Here is a 14970-nt window from a genome sequence, read left to right as displayed (position 1 = left end):
CCGACTCCACCTGGAGGTACCGTGGCCGGTTTCCGTACCCTCAGCTCCGGGCTCCGTGCGCTGCGGCCCGGGGCGTTCGGCGCGGACCCGAGTGGTGAGCGCATGGCGCGCATCCGCAGATCGCCCCATTTCAAGGACGGGGTCTTCCAGAACCCCGGCGGCCCCGCGCGGACCCGGCCCTCGGGCTCGGCCCTGGACTTCGCGAAGGTCTTCTTCGACAAGGACACCCGGCCCCGCCGCACCCCCAAGGGCACCGTTCCGGTGCACTCCACCACCCTCGCCGACATAGCGAGGCCCCCGGCCACCGGACTCCGGCTGACCTGGATGGGGCATTCCAGCGTCCTCGCGGAGATCGACGGCCGACGCGTGCTGTTCGACCCGGTGTGGGGGGAGCGCTGCTCCCCCTTCTCCTTCGCCGGGCCGAAGCGGCTGCACCCCGTGCCCGTGCAGCTGGCGGCGCTCGGCCCGGTCGACGTCGTGGTCATCTCGCACGACCACTACGACCATCTGGACATGCCCACCATCAAGGCGCTCGCGGGCACCGACACGCTGTTCGCCGTGCCCCTCGGCGTCGGCGCGCACCTGGAGCACTGGGGTGTGTCCGCCGGCCGGCTGCGCGAGCTGGACTGGCACGAGACCACGAAGATCGGCGGGCTCGGCCTCACCGCCACCCCGGCCCGGCACTTCTGCGGCCGAGGGCTGCGCAACACCCAGCACACCCTGTGGGCCTCCTGGGTCGTCGCCGGTGAGGAGCACCGGATCTACCACAGCGGCGACACCGGCTACTTCGACGGCTTCAAGGAGATCGGCGCCGAGCACGGGCCGTTCGACACAACGATGATCCAGATCGGCGCGTACTCCGACTTCTGGCCCGACATCCACATGACGCCCGAGGAGGGCATGCGCGCCCACCTCGACCTCCAGGGCGGACCGGAGCACGGTCCGATGCTGCCGATCCACTGGGCCACCTTCAACCTGGCGACGCACCCGTGGGCGGACCCCGGCGAGGGGACACTCGCGGCCGCCCGCGCGGTGGGCGCCGCCGTCGCCCTGCCCCGGCCCGGCGAGCCCTTCGAGCCCTCGGCGGAGAACGTCCCGTCCGAGCCGTGGTGGCGTGGGGTGGCGCTCGCATCGGCGGGCGGCAGCGCGGCCGCGCAGGCCCTCACCGGAGCCGGTATCAAGACCGCGTCGGACGCGGCAGCCGTGGCCCAGGCCGACACGGTGAGTGACGACGTCCGTCGGGCCGGCAAGGGCACCGAGGACCCCGAGACGCTCCCGGCGGGCTGACCCGGGGCGTACCTCAGGCCAACGGCGGGGGCCGGGGAGCGAAAGGCTCCCCGGCCCCCGCCGTCTCTGTGTGACCACTTCTGACCAGGTCGGATCGAACTCGCTCCGTTCATGGCCGGATGTACTGAGGTGTTATCGGTCTGTCGTGCGAGGCCTCATACCAGAGCGGGACGCTCACCGTATGAGTTTGTCAACTGCCCACCGCACATGATGCGGTGGCGACTACTGTCAGTGGCCGTCGGGAAGCAGGGCGGATCAAGGGAGCGGGGGCCGGCACGTGCAGGCGCAGGGCGGACGAGGGAGTCGACGCGACGGGGATCCCCGCTGCCCACGAGCCACCGACGCCGTCCCGGGCGCGGGCGGTGGCACGGATGCCAAGGCCACGGACACGGGTGCCCGGGCCGGTGAGGTCGCCGGTGGCACGGGCGTTGCCGGGGCCGGCGCTCGTGGTGCCGGGGTCCACGGCCCGGGCCGGCACGCGGGCCCCGGTGACACCGGGGCCGGGCGGAAACGAGGGGAGTCCGGGCGTACGGCACGGGGCGCGCGCAAGCGGCCACGCGAACCCGGACGCACCCCCGCGAGCCCCCCTGGCACCCCGGCCCGACGGACCAGTACGAGGACACCGATGTCTCACCTCCGCGCTCCGGCCGCACGCGCAGACCGCCGTGAGGGCGGGCGGCACGGACGGCCTGCCGCCCGCACCGTACCCGCGCTGCCCGAGACCCACATACGGCCCCAGCTGCTGCGTCTCGCGGTGCTGCCCCCGGTCGCCGTCGCCCTCAGCGGCTGCGCCGCCGTCCTCTTCACCGTCCGGGCCACCGGAGTCCGACCGGGCCTCACCCTGTGGGCCGTGCTCGGCGGCGCGGTCTTCGTGGCCCTCGTCGGCATCGCCGTCGCCGCGGTCGCCGCCAACCGGGCCGCCCGATCCGTGCACGACCGCATCGGTGCTCTGCGCCGCAGCACCGCCCGGCGCGAGGACGACCTGCGCACCCTCGTCGAGACCCTGCGCCGCGGCGACGGGCCGCCCCCGCTCGCACCGCAGAGTCGGCCCGGCCCCGCCGCCGAGGACGCCGACGACTTCGACCTCCTCACCGCCGACCTGTCCCGCGCGCACGACGGCGCCGTCACCGCCGTGGTGCAGGCCTCCCAGCTCTCCAGCCAGGCCGGCAGCGAACAGAAGCTGGAGGTGTTCGTCAACCTCGCCCGGCGCCTGCAGTCGCTGGTGCACCGCGAGATCTCCATCCTCGACGAGCTGGAGAACGAGATGGAGGACCCCGACCTGCTCAAGGGGCTCTTCCACGTCGACCACCTCGCCACCCGCATCCGCCGTCACGCCGAGAACCTCGCCGTGCTCGGCGGGGCCGTCTCCCGCCGTCAGTGGAGCAACCCGGTCTCCATGACCGAGGTGCTGCGCTCGGCCATCGCCGAGGTCGAGCAGTACTCGCGGGTCAAACTGGTGCCGCCGACCGACGGGCAGCTGCGCGGCCACGCCGTCGCCGACGTCATCCACCTCCTGGCCGAACTCGTCGAGAACGCCACGGTGTTCTCCGCCCCGCACACCCAGGTCCTGCTGCGCGCCAGCCTCGTCACCTCCGGGCTCGCCGTCGAGGTCGAGGACCGCGGACTCGGCATGCCCCTGGAGGAGCAGACGCGGATGAACGCGCTGCTCGCCGACCCCGACCAGGTGAACGTCGCCCGGCTCCTCGCGGACGGCCGCATCGGTTTGTTCGTCGTCTCCCAGCTCGCCCGGCGGCACGGCATCACCGTCCGCCTCCAGACCAACATCTACGGCGGAGTGCAGGCGGTGCTCGTCGTGCCGCAGGCGCTGCTGGGAGCGGAGGCGGGTGCGGGGACGCCCGGGGGAGCGGGGCAGCCGGCGGCCGGAGCGACCGGCTCGGCCGGTACGGATCGTCCGGCCGAGCCGGGGAGGCCGGACGGGCAGACCGGGCAGGTGGCGCTGCACGGGCAGCGGAACGGGCAGGCCGGGGCTCTTGCCGGCGACGCGTCCAGGGGGCAACCCCCGGTCGGAGGCGCTGACTTCGGGGTCGCGTCCGTGCCGCCGTCCGCGTCCGGAGCAGGGGCGTCGGCCCCGCTCCCCCCTTCCGCGGCGTCCCGAGGGCACGAGCGGGAATCCGGACCCGGCCCGGGCGGGAGCGCGCAAGGCGGCCGGCCCGCGCCTCTGCCCGTGCGCGGGGCCCGCCGGGAGCGCCCCACCCCCGCCGAGGCACGGCCCGGTATCAGCCCCGACGACCGGCGCGTCCTCGCCGAGAACGTCACCGAGCCTCCCACCCCAGGCACCGTGCGCGGCACCATGGGCAAGCCCCAACTGCCCCGCCGCCGCGCCCAGGAGCACATCGCACCCCAGCTGCGTGACGGCCCGACGCCACGTCAGGACCCCGAGCACCTCGTGGGCCACGACCCCGGACTGATGGCGGCCTTCCAGCGCGGCATCAGCCTCGCGGAGGCCCAGCAGAACCTGGAGGCCGGGAACACGGAGTGGGGCGACACGGACCCCACCCCCACGGACCCCGCCCACATGGATGCGGAACACATGGGCTCGGCCCACATGGACTCCGCCCCCGCGGACCCGGCCTCCACAGGGCCCGCACACCGGGACCCGATCGCCGTCCGGCAGGTTCACCTCGAGGCGCTCCCCTCGGAGCTGTCCCCCTCGACCAGGCCGGCGCCCGGGTCCCGTTCCGACCGCCGCACGACCACCACCCGGCAGGACGGGAGCGCACCCGCCGGATGACCACCCCCCTTCCCACCCCCACCCCCAGCGCTCCCGCAGACCTTCGTACCCCAAGGAGTCGATCCACCATGGCGAGCGATGCGCCGACCGCCCATGTTTCCGATCTCGACTGGCTGATGAGCGGCCTCGTGCAGCGCGTACCGCACACGAGCGCCGCGGTGCTGCTGTCCTGCGACGGGCTCGTGAAGTCCGTGCACGGCCTCGACCCCGACAGCGCCGATCACATGGCCGCGCTGGCCTCCGGCCTGTACTCCCTCGGCCGCAGCGCCGGCGTCCGCTTCGGCGACGGCGGCGACGTGCGGCAGGTCGTCGTCGAGCTCGCCTCGACCCTGCTGTTCGTCACCACCGCCGGCTCCGGCACCTGCCTGGCCGTGCTAGCCGGCCGCGAGGCCGACGCGGCCGTGCTGGGCTACGAGATGGCCATGCTGGTCAAGAGCGTCCGCCCCTACCTGGTGACCGCTCCCCGGCAGTCCGTCGAATCCCCGGCGATGAGGCCTTGAGCGTGACGGCGGCCGGTGACGGGCCCTGGCTCGACGACGCGGCCGGGCGGCTGGTGCGGCCGTTCACGGTCAGCAACGGCCGCACCCGTCCGACCGTCGCGCTCGACCTCGTGTCACAGGTGATGGCCACCGGGGTGACCCCCCTCGGCTATCTCGGCCCCGAACACGCGCAGGCGCTCGAACGGTGCCGGGTGCCCGTCGCCGTCGCCGAGGTCGCCGCCCATCTCACACTGCCGGTGGCCGTCACCAAGGTGCTGCTGGCGGACCTCGTCGACTGCGGGGCGCTGACCACCAAGCCCCCCGCGTTCCACCACAACCCGACGGACCGGGCCCTTCTGGAGGCAGTGCTCGATGGACTACGACGACAGCTCTGACTACACCGACGGACCGGGCCACGGCGCCGACCCGTTCCCCACCGCGTTGAAAATCCTGGTGGCGGGCGGGTTCGGCGTGGGCAAGACGACCTTCGTCGGCGCGGTCAGCGAGATCGCGCCGCTCAGCACGGAGGAACTGCTCACCACCGTCAGTGCGGCGACCGACAACCTCGACGGCATCGAGAACAAGGTCGAGACGACCGTGGCCATGGACTTCGGCCGCATCACCCTCGACCCGCAACACGTGCTGTACCTGTTCGGCACACCCGGACAGGAGCGCTTCTGGTTCATGTGGGACGAGTTGTGCGAGGGCGCGCTCGGCGCGGTCATCCTCGCTGACACCCGCCGGTTGCAGGAGTGCTTCGCCGCCGTCGACTTCTTCGAACAGCGCGGCCTCGGCTTCATCGTCGCCGTCAACGAGTTCGACGGTGCCCACCGCTACGACCCCGAGGAGGTGCGCGGTGCCCTGGACCTGTCCCCGGACGTCCCCGTCGTGTGCTGCGACGCGCGGATCTCCAGCTCCGGGGTCCAGACCCTGCTCACCCTGGTACGCCATCTCATCGCCCATACCCCGGCCCCCGCGACGGAGTACGGCGCCCACAGGTGACCCCCTCACACCCGACCCGGAGTTCATATATGCCGCAATCCCACAGCCCAGGAGCTCGCCCATGACCTACGACCCGCCGCGCCCGGCCGGTCGTCTGCTGCTCACACCCGAGGACAAGGAGGCTCCCGCCCGCACCCGCCGTCTGCGCCGACTGGGCCTGGGGGAGCGCCCCGAACCCGCACTCGACGCCTTCGCGCACCGCCTCGCCGGGCTCACCGGGGCGCCGTACGCCATGGTCAACCTCCCCGACGAGCACGGGCAGTTCTACGCGGGCCTGCACGTGCCGGCCGTGGCGCCGGTGGTGCGCAGCGACGGCACGAGCCCGCGCCTCAGCCGCGCCCTGCCCCGCGACCACGGCTTCTGCCCTCATGTGGTGGCACGCCGCAAGGCCCTCGTCCTGGAGGACGTCGGCGACTATCCGCGGTTCGCGGGCAACCCGGTGGTCGACGAGTTCGGTATCCGCTCCTACCTGGGGGCACCGCTCATCGACGGCACCGGCCTGGTGCTGGGCACGGTCAGTGTCGCGGATGTCGAGCCGCGCCCGTGGGGGAAGCCCGGCCTGACCGCGATCAAGGAGCACGCCGCGCTGCTCGTCGTGGAGCTGGAGAGCCGGGACGGCCTGCCGCCCTACTGAAGCCCGGGGTTCCCGCGGGACCTCTGAGGGCGTGAAGGAAAGCTGAGGCGGCGCTTAAGAAATCCTCGATGGACCGGTCGGCCGCCGTACGGCAGATTGCAGTGCGATCCCACTCCTCTCCCGGCCCAGGGGTTCCTTCGGCATGCCCGGAGCCGGGACTCACCCCCAGGAGCCGTAGCGGTGAAGGCGCTGGTCAAGCAGAAGGCGGAACCCGGGCTGTGGCTCGCGGACGTCCCCGAGCCCACCGTCGGGCCCGGCGACGTACTCATCAAGGTGCTGCGCACCGGAATCTGCGGCACCGACCTGCACATCCGCGCCTGGGACGGCTGGGCCCAGCAGGCCATCAGCACCCCGCTCGTGGTCGGGCACGAGTTCGTCGGCGAGGTCGTCGAGACCGGGCGCGACGTCACCGACATCGGCATCGGCGACCGGGTCAGCGGCGAGGGCCACCTGGTGTGCGGCAAGTGCCGCAACTGCCTGGCCGGGCGCCGGCACCTGTGCCGGGCCACCGTCGGTCTGGGCGTGGGCCGGGACGGGGCGTTCGCCGAGTACGTCGCCCTGCCCGCCGCCAACGTCTGGGTGCACCGGGTGCCCGTCGACCTCGACGTGGCGGCCATCTTCGACCCGTTCGGCAACGCCGTGCACACCGCGCTGTCCTTCCCGCTCGTCGGCGAGGACGTCCTGATCACCGGCGCGGGCCCCATCGGCCTGATGGCCGCCGCCGTGGCCAAGCACGCCGGCGCCCGCAACGTCGTGATCACCGACGTCAGCGAGGAGCGGCTGGAACTGGCCCGCAAGATCGGCGTCAGCCTGGCGCTCGACGTCTCCGGCTCCACCATCGCCGACGGGCAGCGCACGCTGGGACTGCGCGAGGGCTTCGACATCGGCCTGGAGATGTCCGGCCGTCCCGAGGCCATGCGCGACATGATCGCCAACATGACGCACGGTGGCCGGATCGCGATGCTCGGCCTGCCCGCCGAGGAGTTCCCCGTCGACTGGTCCCGCATCGTCACCTCGATGATCACCATCAAGGGCATCTACGGCCGCGAGATGTTCGAGACCTGGTACGCCATGTCGGTCCTGCTGGAGGCGGGCCTGGACCTCGCGCCCGTCATCACCGGCCGCTACGGCCACCGCGACTTCGAGGCGGCGTTCGAGGACGCGGCCAGCGGCCGCGGCGGCAAGGTCATCCTCGACTGGACCGCGTAACTCCCTTTCACCGCAAGCACCTTAGGAGCTTCCTGATGTTCGACTCCGTGCGCGACGACCTGCGCGCCACTCTCGACGAGATCCGCGCCGCCGGCCTGCACAAGCCCGAGCGCGTGATCGGCACCCCGCAGTCCGCCACCGTCAGCGTCACCGCGGGCGGCCGCCCCGGCGAGGTCCTCAACTTCTGCGCCAACAACTACCTCGGCCTCGCCGACCACCCCGAGGTCGTCGCCGCCGCCCACGAGGCCCTGGACCGCTGGGGCTACGGCATGGCCTCCGTCCGCTTCATCTGCGGCACCCAGGAGGTGCACAAGGAGCTGGAGGCGCGCCTGTCCGCCTTCCTCGGCCAGGAGGACACGATCCTCTACTCCTCCTGCTTCGACGCCAACGGCGGCGTCTTCGAGACCCTGCTCGGCCCGGAGGACGCGGTCATCTCCGACGCGCTCAACCACGCCTCCATCATCGACGGCATCCGCCTGTCCAAGGCCCGCCGCCTGCGCTACGCCAACCGCGACCTGGCCGAACTGGAGGCCCGGCTCAAGGAGGCCTCCGACGCCCGCCGCCGCCTGATCGTCACCGACGGCGTCTTCTCCATGGACGGCTACGTCGCCCCGCTGCGCGAGATCTGCGACCTCGCCGACCGCTACGACGCGATGGTCATGGTCGACGACTCCCACGCGGTCGGCTTCGTCGGCCCCGTCGGCCGCGGCACGCCCGAGCTGCACGGCGTCATGGACCGCGTCGACATCATCACCGGCACCCTCGGCAAGGCACTCGGCGGCGCCTCCGGCGGCTACGTCGCCGCCCGCGCCGAGATCGTCGCCCTGCTGCGCCAGCGCTCCCGGCCGTACCTCTTCTCCAACACCCTCGCCCCCGTGATCGCGGCGGCCTCCCTGAAGGTCCTCGACCTGCTGGAGGCCGCGGACGACCTGCGCGTCCGGCTGGCCGAGAACACGGCCCTGTTCCGCCGCCGCATGACCGAGGAGGGCTTCGACGTCCTTCCCGGCGACCACGCCATCGCCCCGGTGATGATCGGTGACGCGGCGGTCGCCGGGCGCATGGCGGAGCTGCTGCTGGAGCGCGGCGTCTACGTCATCGGCTTCTCCTACCCGGTGGTGCCCCAGGGCCAGGCCCGGATCCGCGTCCAGCTGTCGGCCGCGCACTCCACGGACGACGTCAACCGCGCGGTCGACGCCTTCGTGGCGGCACGGGCCGAGCTGGAGGGCTGACCCGCAGCACCCGGTGCATTTGAGACAATCGATCGCATGATCGAAGCGCGGCGGCTCCACATCCTCCGGGCGGTGGCCGACCATCGTACGGTGACGGCGGCTGCCGCCGCGCTCTACCTCACCCCGTCGGCCGTCTCCCAGCAGCTCGCCGCACTGGAGCAGGAGACCGGCCACCGGCTCGTCGAGCGCGGCGCCAAGGGCGTACGGCTCACCCCCGCCGGCGAGATCCTGCTCAACCACACCAACGCCGTCCTCGCCCAGCTGGAGCGGGCCGAGGCCGAACTCGCCGCGTACAGCTCGGGAGCGGCGGGCACCGTCACGGTCGCCTCCTTCGCCACCGGCATCGCCCTGGTCGTCGCGCCCGCCGTGGCCTCTCTCGCCCGGTCGGCGCCCGGGATCCGCCTCCGCGTCCAGGACGCCGAGGGCGACGCCAGCCTGCCCATGGTGCTGGACCGGCAGGTCGATGTCGCCGTCGCCGTGGAGTACCGCGGGGCCCCGCCCGCCGACGACCCGCGACTGGCCCACGTCCCGCTGTACGCCGAGCCCTTCGACGCCGTCGTCCCGGTCACCCACCGCCTGGCCGACGCGGCCGAGGTGCCGCTCGCCGAACTGGCCAAGGACCCGTGGATCGGCCCGTACCCCGGCAACCCCTGCCATGACGTGGTGATCCTGGCCTGCGAGAACGCCGGTTTCCAGCCCCGTATGGAGCACTCCTCGGACGACTTCCGCGCGGTGGTCGCCCTCGCCTCGGCCGACGCGGGCGTCGCTCTGGTGCCGCGCTCGGCGCTGCGCGGCATGGACCTCACCGGGGTGGTCGTCCGCCCCGTCGACGGAACGGCCCCCACCCGACGCGTCTTCGCCGCCGTCCGCAGGGGAGCCGAGGAGCACCCCCTCATCCGCCCGGTGCTGGACGCGCTCGGCGCCGCGGCCCGGGTGTGAGCGGCCCGTAACACCTACGTCTCATATCCGGGATAGCGTCCCGGATATGAGAAGCGACGAGACGGACCCCGTCGACGCGCGGCTGGGCGCACGCCTGGCCGAGCTGCGGACCGAACACGGCTGGTCCCTCGGCGAGTTGGCGGAGCGCAGCGGCGTGAGCCGGTCCACCCTGTCCCGGGCCGAGCGGGCGGAGACCAGCCCGACGGCCTCGCTCCTGAACCGCCTGTGCGCCGTCTACGGGCGGACCATGTCCCAGCTGCTCAGCGAGGTCGAGGCGGAACCGGAGGCCGTGGTCCGCTCCGCAGGCCAGCCCGTCTGGCAGGACCGGACGTCCGGCTTCGTCCGGCGGTCCGTCTCACCCCCGCACCCCGCCCTGCGCGGCGAACTGGTCGAGGCCCGCCTCTCACCCGGCACCGACATCGCCTACGACCGCCCGCCCGTGGCCGGGCTGGAGCAGCACATCTGGATCCTGGAGGGGGCTCTCGACGTGACCGAGCAGAACACCGAACACCACCTCGCCACCGGGGACTGCCTGCGGATGCGGGTGTGGGGCCCGACCCGGTTCCGGTGCGCCGCTCCCGAGGGCGTCCGGTACCTGCTGGCGGTGGTGCGGCCGTGATCCGACTGGATGCCGGTCAACTGCTGCACCATGCGTCGGGGTTGGGAGATCTGCTGTCCGGCACGGTGAACGGCGGAGCCTCGATCGGCTTCCTCGCCCCGCTCAGCCGCGCGGACGCCCTGGCCTGGTGGGAGGAGCGGGCCGCGGACGTCGGGGCGGGCAGGCTCGACGTCTGGGCGGCGCTCGACGGGGACGGGGTGCTCGGCACCGTGAGCCTGGCATTCCCCGGCAAGGCCAACAGCCGTCACCGCGCCGAACTCGTGAAACTGATGGTGCACCCGGACGCCCGTGGGCGCGGCCTCGGCCGCGGGCTCCTGACCACGGCGGAGGAGGCCGCCGCGGCGGCCGGCGTCACCCTCCTGCACCTGGACACCGAGACCGGCAGCCCCGCCGAGCATCTGTACCGGTCCGCCGGCTGGACCCCGGTCGGCGCGATCCCCGACTACGCCGCGGACCCGGGCGGCGTGCTGCGCCCGACGACGATCTACTACAAGCACGTACCGGCAACCGCTCTCACCAGGTGATGGTCAGTGGGAGCCGATACCGTGCCTGCCATGCCGGATGCCGAAGACGTACGACGGATTGCCCTGTCCCTGCCGGACACGACGGAGAAGATCGCCTGGAGCATGCCCACGTTCCGGGTCGCGGGCAAGATGTTCGCCACGCTGCCGGAGGACGAGACCTCCATCGCCGTGCGCTGCCCCAAGGAGGAGCGCAACGAACTGGTGCTCGCCGAGCCGGGGAAGTTCTGGATCGCCGACCACGAGTCCCAGTTCGCCTGGGTGCGGGCCCGGCTCCGCGCCATCGAGGACGAAGCCGAGCTGCGGGACATCCTCGCCGACTCCTGGCGTCAGGCGGCCCCGACCCGGCTCCTGGAGGCTCACCCCCGGCTCGGCCTGCCGGCGGAGTGACCTCCTCCCGGTCTCACGCCGGGACCGCCGCCCCGACGAAGCTCCCGATGCGCTCCCGCAGCGACCGGGCGTCGAGACCGTGGGCGGCGACGTGCTCCTCCACCTGCCCGTACCGCCGCAGTTCGCGACGGCCCACGCCCAGCCCGAGGACCCGGTGCGGCACATCCGCCAGCGCGTCGTTCGCGGCGGCCGTCGAGGTGCCCGCCCGGTAGGGCTCGACCAGGACGACGTCCGTCCCGGCCGCCTCGGTGGCGCGGCGCAGGGCGGCCCCGTCGAAGGGACGGACGGTCGTCGCGTACAGGACGGTGACGTCCAGCCCCTCGGTGGCAGCGAGGACGGCGTCGAGCATCGGCCCGACGGCGACCACGACACCGGAGCGCCCCTCACGGACGGTGAGGAAACGCTCCCCGTCGACCGGCAGGGCCCGGCCGTTGGACTGCACGGACAGCCTGACGTACACCTTGTCGTCACTCGCGGCGACCGCGTGCCGCAGCAGCGTCTCGGCCTCGTCCGGGTGCCCCGGCACATGCACGGTCCAGCCGTCCAGGGTGTCGAGCAGGGCCACATCGCCCGGCGCCATGTGGGTGTAGCCCCCGGCCGGCCAGTCGAAGGAGGCGGCGGCGCTCACCAGCACCGCGCCCGCGTCCTGGTGCCCGAGGTCCAGCTTGACCTGCTCGAAGGGCCGCTCGACGAGGAAGCTGGCGAAGGTGTGCACCACGGGCCGCAGCCCGGTCAGCGCCAGTCCCGCGGCCGCCCCGACCAGGAGCTGCTCGCGGATGCCGACGTCGACGACCCGGCCGGGATGGCGGCGGGCGGCCCCCGCGAAGCCGTCCGTGCCGATCGCGGCGAGGACCACGGCGACCCGGGAATCCTCGTCGAGGAGCCGGGAGACGACGGGGGCGAAACGGTCACGCATGGTGTCCATGGGGAGGAAGTTCCTTTCGGTGCGGGGATCAGGCGGACTTCGGCTCGACCCGGGCCACGACCACGTGCGGGCGGCCCGGGTGCGGCGCGGTGAAGGCGGCGTACAGGGCGTCGTGGTCACGGCCGTCGACGGTCAGCGCGGACCAGCCCGCCGCCTCGAAACGGGCGGCGATCCCGCCGGGCCGCGCGTAAGTGGCGGAGGCGTTGTCGACGACGACGGTGTGCAGCCGGTCGAGCCCGGCGGGCCCGGCGAAGGCGATCGCCTCGTGGTTGCTGCCCTCGTCCAGCTCGGCGTCACCGACCAGCGTCCACACCCGCGGCTCGTCTAGCCCCTGCGCGCGCAGTCCCAGCGCCGTGCCGACGGCGATCGGCAGCCCGTGCCCCAGGGATCCGCTGCCGATCTCGGCCCCCGGCACGAGCGTCCGGTCGGGGTGGTGGCCCAGCGGGGAGTCGTACGAGCCGAAGCCGGGCAGCCACTCCACCGGCAGGAATCCCTTGGCGGCCAGGACGGCGTAGTACGCCATCGGCCCGTGCCCCTTCGACAGCAGGAACCGGTCCCGCCCCGGGTCGTCCCGGCCCTCCGGGCTCACCCGCAGCACCCGGTCGTAGAGCACCCACAGCACGTCCAGCGTGGACGTCGCGGCCGGGCCGTGCTTCTCGTCGCCGGTCATCAGGCTCATCAGGCCCGGCAGATCGGCGTAGGTGTACGTGTGTGTCAGCGTCGCGTCGGTCATGACGACGAGCGTGCAACCTCAACCAACCTTGAGGTCAAGCAACGTCGTCCCGGAAACGGATGCGCGATCACCGGCGCGAGTGCGGTATTGTTTCCCTGCGCGTTCGGCCGGGGGAATCCCCAGGTCAGACGGGCAACGGGACGTGGCGCAGCTTGGTAGCGCACTTGACTGGGGGTCAAGGGGTCGCAGGTTCAAATCCTGTCGTCCCGACTGTTTGGCAGTGAGCCTGAGGCCGTATCGGATTCCACGGATACGGCCTCTTGATCATTTCTGAACAGGTCCTGACCAGCGCACGGGCCTGCGCCCTGTCCGGCCGCGAAGATCGACACGGCGAGGGCGCAGGGCGCGGCTCCTGCGAGCCCGTCGATCCGGCTCAGCTCGCTGCGCAGGCGCACGTGCAACTCGGGCAGGTGTGCCTGCCCCGGGGACGGTTCCTGCTCTGCAGCCATCGCGTACGCCTCCCGGCCGGAGGTCGGTCACGTGATTGAGCGTAGGCCTCAGATCACACAGCCCGCATGCGCCAGCGCCTGCTTCAGCAGCACCCCGTGCCCGCCCGGCATCTCGCTCTGCACCGCCTGCGAGACGGCCTCCTGCGGGCTGAACCACACCAGGTCGAGGGCGTCCTGCCGGGGTCGGCAGTCACCCGTCACCGGCACGATGTAGGCGAGGGACACCGCGTGCTGGCGCGGGTCGTGGTACGGCGTGATGCCCTGCGTCGGGAAGTACTCCGCGACGGTGAACGGCTGGAGCGACGCCGGGACCCGGGGCAGCGCGACCGGGCCGAGGTCCTTCTCCAGATGACGCAGGAGGGCGTCGCGGACGCGTTCGTGGTGCAGCACGCGGCCGGAGACCAGCGTCCGGCTGACCGTACCGTCGGGTCCGATGCGCAGCAGCAGGCCGACGCTGGTGACTTCGCCGCTGTCGTCGACGCGGACCGGGACGGCCTCGACGTACAGGATCGGCATGCGGGCGCGTGTCATCTCCAGTTCGTCGGAGGACAGCCAGCCGGGCGTGGTTTCGGTCATGTCAGACATTGCTTGATCATACTTTCAGCCGTTCGGACTTCCTGGGTAGCCGCTCGTGGAGAACTGTGACCGGCCCCACGCCTGTTCAATCGTCCTCCGGCCCGTCGGACCGCAGCCGGTAGACCCGCAGGGCGTTGTCCCGCCCGGTCCACCGCGCGATCCGCAGCGCGTCGGGCAGGGCCAGTTCGTCGGCGTCCACCCGCTCCTGCAGCAGCCCGGCGAGGCCCTGCCGGAAGGCGAGCGCCCCGAGGTGGTGGAACTCCGGCACACCGTAGGCGTCGGAGCTGTACAGGAGTTTGCGGAACGGTGTGATCTCCAGGGCTTCCGCGAGGACCGCACCGGCCCGGGCGGGGCCGACGTAATGGAGGGTGAGGCCGACGTCGAGGTACACGTGCTCGAAGACCGCCGCCAGGTAGGCGGCCTGCCGCTGGTAGGGCCAGCAGTGCAGGAGCAGGACGGGGATCGTCCCGGCGGTGAGGCGCAGCCAGTCCGTGAGCAGGGCGGGGTCGGCGCGGTGCAGCCGGATGTCGTTGTCGCCGAAACCGGTGTGCAGCTGGAGCGGCAGCCCGAGGTCGACGGCGGTCCACAGCAGGTGCCGTACGAGGACCGGGTCGTCGAGACGTCCGCCCCTGACGAGCCAGTGCCGGGCCGCCCCGGCGACCTCCGCGTCCGAGGGGCGGGCCGGGTCCAGACCGAAGCCGGTGCGGTAGGCCGCCACCGACTTCACGGCCACCACGCCGGGCCGCCGCACGGCGTCCAGCGCGGCCGCGCGGAAGGCGTCCGCGTACGCGTCCGGTTCGGCTCCGGCGGCCCGCACCGACTCCGCGACGCCCTCCAGCCGTACGACCTCGTACGCGGTCCCGCGCGCCGCCTCGGCGATGTCCCCCGGCGTGGTGATGCGCTCGGGGGCGTAGCCGGTGTCGACGCAGAAGACGTCCGTGCCCGCGGCGCGCAGGAAGCGGCGCTGCACCTCGCGCCATCCGAGGTCCGAGCGGCGGGCGAGGTACTCCCCGGCGGGCGCGTGCCGGGGCAGGCCGAGCAGGGGAGCGCAGTGGCGGCGCACGGCCACGCCCACGGGGCTGTCGAAGGGCGAGATGCCCGGCCACGCCTCGCCCTCCGTGATGAGGGACTCGAACGCCTCCCGGCCGAGGTCGGCCGTCACGGTGCCGTGGCAGTGGTGGTCGACCAGCCGCACGGAGTCGAGCGCCTCCCGGACCGCGCTCACG

At 73.0% G+C, this 14970-nt stretch carries 16 protein-coding genes and 1 tRNA gene; 13 read left to right on the top strand and 4 right to left on the bottom strand.

All coding sequences use genetic code 11. The annotated features are described in order from the left end of the window. Positions 1–21: 21 nt before the first annotated feature. The 12 genes from HNR57_RS01500 to HNR57_RS01445 all read left to right on the top strand — a co-directional run bounded on the left by HNR57_RS01500 (position 22) and on the right by HNR57_RS01445 (position 11061). Positions 22–1287, top strand: coding sequence for an MBL fold metallo-hydrolase (locus HNR57_RS01500; protein ID WP_184554721.1), 1266 nt, complete (start codon positions 22–24; stop codon positions 1285–1287). 625 nt (positions 1288–1912) lie between these two features. Continuing rightward, entirely contained in the window at positions 1913–4039 is a 2127-nt protein-coding gene (locus HNR57_RS01495; protein ID WP_184554718.1) for a sensor histidine kinase, read from the top strand. A 68-nt stretch (positions 4040–4107) separates the two neighbouring features. Beyond that, complete coding sequence (locus HNR57_RS01490) at positions 4108–4539, top strand: roadblock/LC7 domain-containing protein (protein WP_031135180.1); 432 nt, start codon at positions 4108–4110, stop codon at positions 4537–4539. 2 nt (positions 4540–4541) lie between these two features. Beyond that, positions 4542–4913 (top strand): DUF742 domain-containing protein, encoded by a 372-nt coding sequence (locus HNR57_RS01485; RefSeq protein WP_184556480.1) that lies wholly within the window; start codon positions 4542–4544, stop codon positions 4911–4913. After that, complete coding sequence (locus tag HNR57_RS01480; RefSeq protein ID WP_184554715.1) at positions 4891–5520, top strand: GTP-binding protein; 630 nt, start codon at positions 4891–4893, stop codon at positions 5518–5520. Before HNR57_RS01485 ends, HNR57_RS01480 begins: the two co-directional genes overlap by 23 nt. A gap of 61 nt (positions 5521–5581) precedes the next feature. Then, a complete protein-coding gene (locus HNR57_RS01475; protein WP_184554713.1) occupies positions 5582–6154 on the top strand; it encodes a GAF domain-containing protein in 573 nt (190 codons plus the stop codon). A 180-nt stretch (positions 6155–6334) separates the two neighbouring features. Further along, positions 6335–7363 (top strand): L-threonine 3-dehydrogenase, encoded by a 1029-nt coding sequence (tdh, locus tag HNR57_RS01470; RefSeq protein ID WP_184554710.1) that lies wholly within the window; start codon positions 6335–6337, stop codon positions 7361–7363. A gap of 35 nt (positions 7364–7398) precedes the next feature. Next, positions 7399–8592: a glycine C-acetyltransferase gene (locus tag HNR57_RS01465; RefSeq protein ID WP_184554706.1), complete on the top strand. Its 1194-nt coding sequence runs from the start codon at positions 7399–7401 to the stop codon at positions 8590–8592. Positions 8593–8628: 36 nt separating this feature from the next. Then, positions 8629–9531 (top strand): LysR family transcriptional regulator, encoded by a 903-nt coding sequence (locus HNR57_RS01460; RefSeq protein WP_184554703.1) that lies wholly within the window; start codon positions 8629–8631, stop codon positions 9529–9531. A 46-nt stretch (positions 9532–9577) separates the two neighbouring features. Beyond that, positions 9578–10150: a helix-turn-helix domain-containing protein gene (locus tag HNR57_RS01455; RefSeq protein ID WP_184554700.1), complete on the top strand. Its 573-nt coding sequence runs from the start codon at positions 9578–9580 to the stop codon at positions 10148–10150. Next, complete coding sequence (locus tag HNR57_RS01450) at positions 10147–10674, top strand: GNAT family N-acetyltransferase (RefSeq protein WP_184554697.1); 528 nt, start codon at positions 10147–10149, stop codon at positions 10672–10674. The genes HNR57_RS01455 and HNR57_RS01450 overlap by 4 nt, the downstream gene beginning before the upstream one ends. Positions 10675–10704: 30 nt before the next feature. Beyond that, positions 10705–11061, top strand: coding sequence for an MmcQ/YjbR family DNA-binding protein (locus HNR57_RS01445; RefSeq protein WP_184554694.1), 357 nt, complete (start codon positions 10705–10707; stop codon positions 11059–11061). 13 nt (positions 11062–11074) lie between these two features. Here HNR57_RS01445 and HNR57_RS01440 read toward each other — a convergent pair whose 3' ends face one another. Both HNR57_RS01440 and HNR57_RS01435 read right to left on the bottom strand, forming a co-directional pair. After that, positions 11075–11986: a transketolase family protein gene (locus HNR57_RS01440; protein WP_184554690.1), complete on the bottom strand. Its 912-nt coding sequence runs from the start codon at positions 11984–11986 to the stop codon at positions 11075–11077. A gap of 28 nt (positions 11987–12014) precedes the next feature. After that, positions 12015–12719: a thiamine pyrophosphate-binding protein gene (locus HNR57_RS01435; RefSeq protein ID WP_184554687.1), complete on the bottom strand. Its 705-nt coding sequence runs from the start codon at positions 12717–12719 to the stop codon at positions 12015–12017. A gap of 136 nt (positions 12720–12855) precedes the next feature. Here HNR57_RS01435 and HNR57_RS01430 point away from each other — a divergent pair. Then, a tRNA-Pro gene (locus tag HNR57_RS01430) sits at positions 12856–12929 on the top strand. Positions 12930–13216: 287 nt separating this feature from the next. Here HNR57_RS01430 and HNR57_RS01425 read toward each other — a convergent pair. Together HNR57_RS01425 and HNR57_RS01420 are read right to left on the bottom strand one after the other, a co-directional pair. Further along, positions 13217–13744 carry an NUDIX hydrolase family protein gene (locus HNR57_RS01425; RefSeq protein WP_184556477.1) on the bottom strand — a complete coding sequence of 176 codons (528 nt, stop codon included), beginning with the start codon at positions 13742–13744 and terminating at the stop codon, positions 13217–13219. Between the two features lie 85 nt (positions 13745–13829). After that, complete coding sequence (locus HNR57_RS01420; RefSeq protein WP_184554684.1) at positions 13830–14969, bottom strand: amidohydrolase family protein; 1140 nt, start codon at positions 14967–14969, stop codon at positions 13830–13832. Position 14970 lies beyond the last annotated feature (1 nt).

Source organism: Streptomyces paradoxus, from assembly GCF_014202475.1.
Classification (GTDB): Bacteria; Actinomycetota; Actinomycetes; order Streptomycetales; family Streptomycetaceae; genus Streptomyces; species Streptomyces paradoxus.
The sequence above is the reverse complement of the archived record's forward strand: the minus strand, read 5'-3'. Positions and strand labels throughout refer to the sequence as shown.

Coding starts and splice junctions, on each gene's coding strand:
- HNR57_RS01495 (WP_184554718.1), top strand. CDS start 1,913: ATGTCTCACCTCCGCGCTCCGGCCGCACGCGCAGACCGCCGTGAGGGC.
- HNR57_RS01490 (WP_031135180.1), top strand. CDS start 4,108: ATGGCGAGCGATGCGCCGACCGCCCATGTTTCCGATCTCGACTGGCTG.
- HNR57_RS01480 (WP_184554715.1), top strand. CDS start 4,891: ATGGACTACGACGACAGCTCTGACTACACCGACGGACCGGGCCACGGC.
- HNR57_RS01475 (WP_184554713.1), top strand. CDS start 5,582: ATGACCTACGACCCGCCGCGCCCGGCCGGTCGTCTGCTGCTCACACCC.
- HNR57_RS01465 (WP_184554706.1), top strand. CDS start 7,399: ATGTTCGACTCCGTGCGCGACGACCTGCGCGCCACTCTCGACGAGATC.
- HNR57_RS01460 (WP_184554703.1), top strand. CDS start 8,629: ATGATCGAAGCGCGGCGGCTCCACATCCTCCGGGCGGTGGCCGACCAT.
- HNR57_RS01455 (WP_184554700.1), top strand. CDS start 9,578: ATGAGAAGCGACGAGACGGACCCCGTCGACGCGCGGCTGGGCGCACGC.
- HNR57_RS01445 (WP_184554694.1), top strand. CDS start 10,705: ATGCCGGATGCCGAAGACGTACGACGGATTGCCCTGTCCCTGCCGGAC.
- HNR57_RS01440 (WP_184554690.1), bottom strand. CDS start 11,986: ATGGACACCATGCGTGACCGTTTCGCCCCCGTCGTCTCCCGGCTCCTC.
- HNR57_RS01435 (WP_184554687.1), bottom strand. CDS start 12,719: ATGACCGACGCGACGCTGACACACACGTACACCTACGCCGATCTGCCG.
- HNR57_RS01425 (WP_184556477.1), bottom strand. CDS start 13,744: ATGACCGAAACCACGCCCGGCTGGCTGTCCTCCGACGAACTGGAGATG.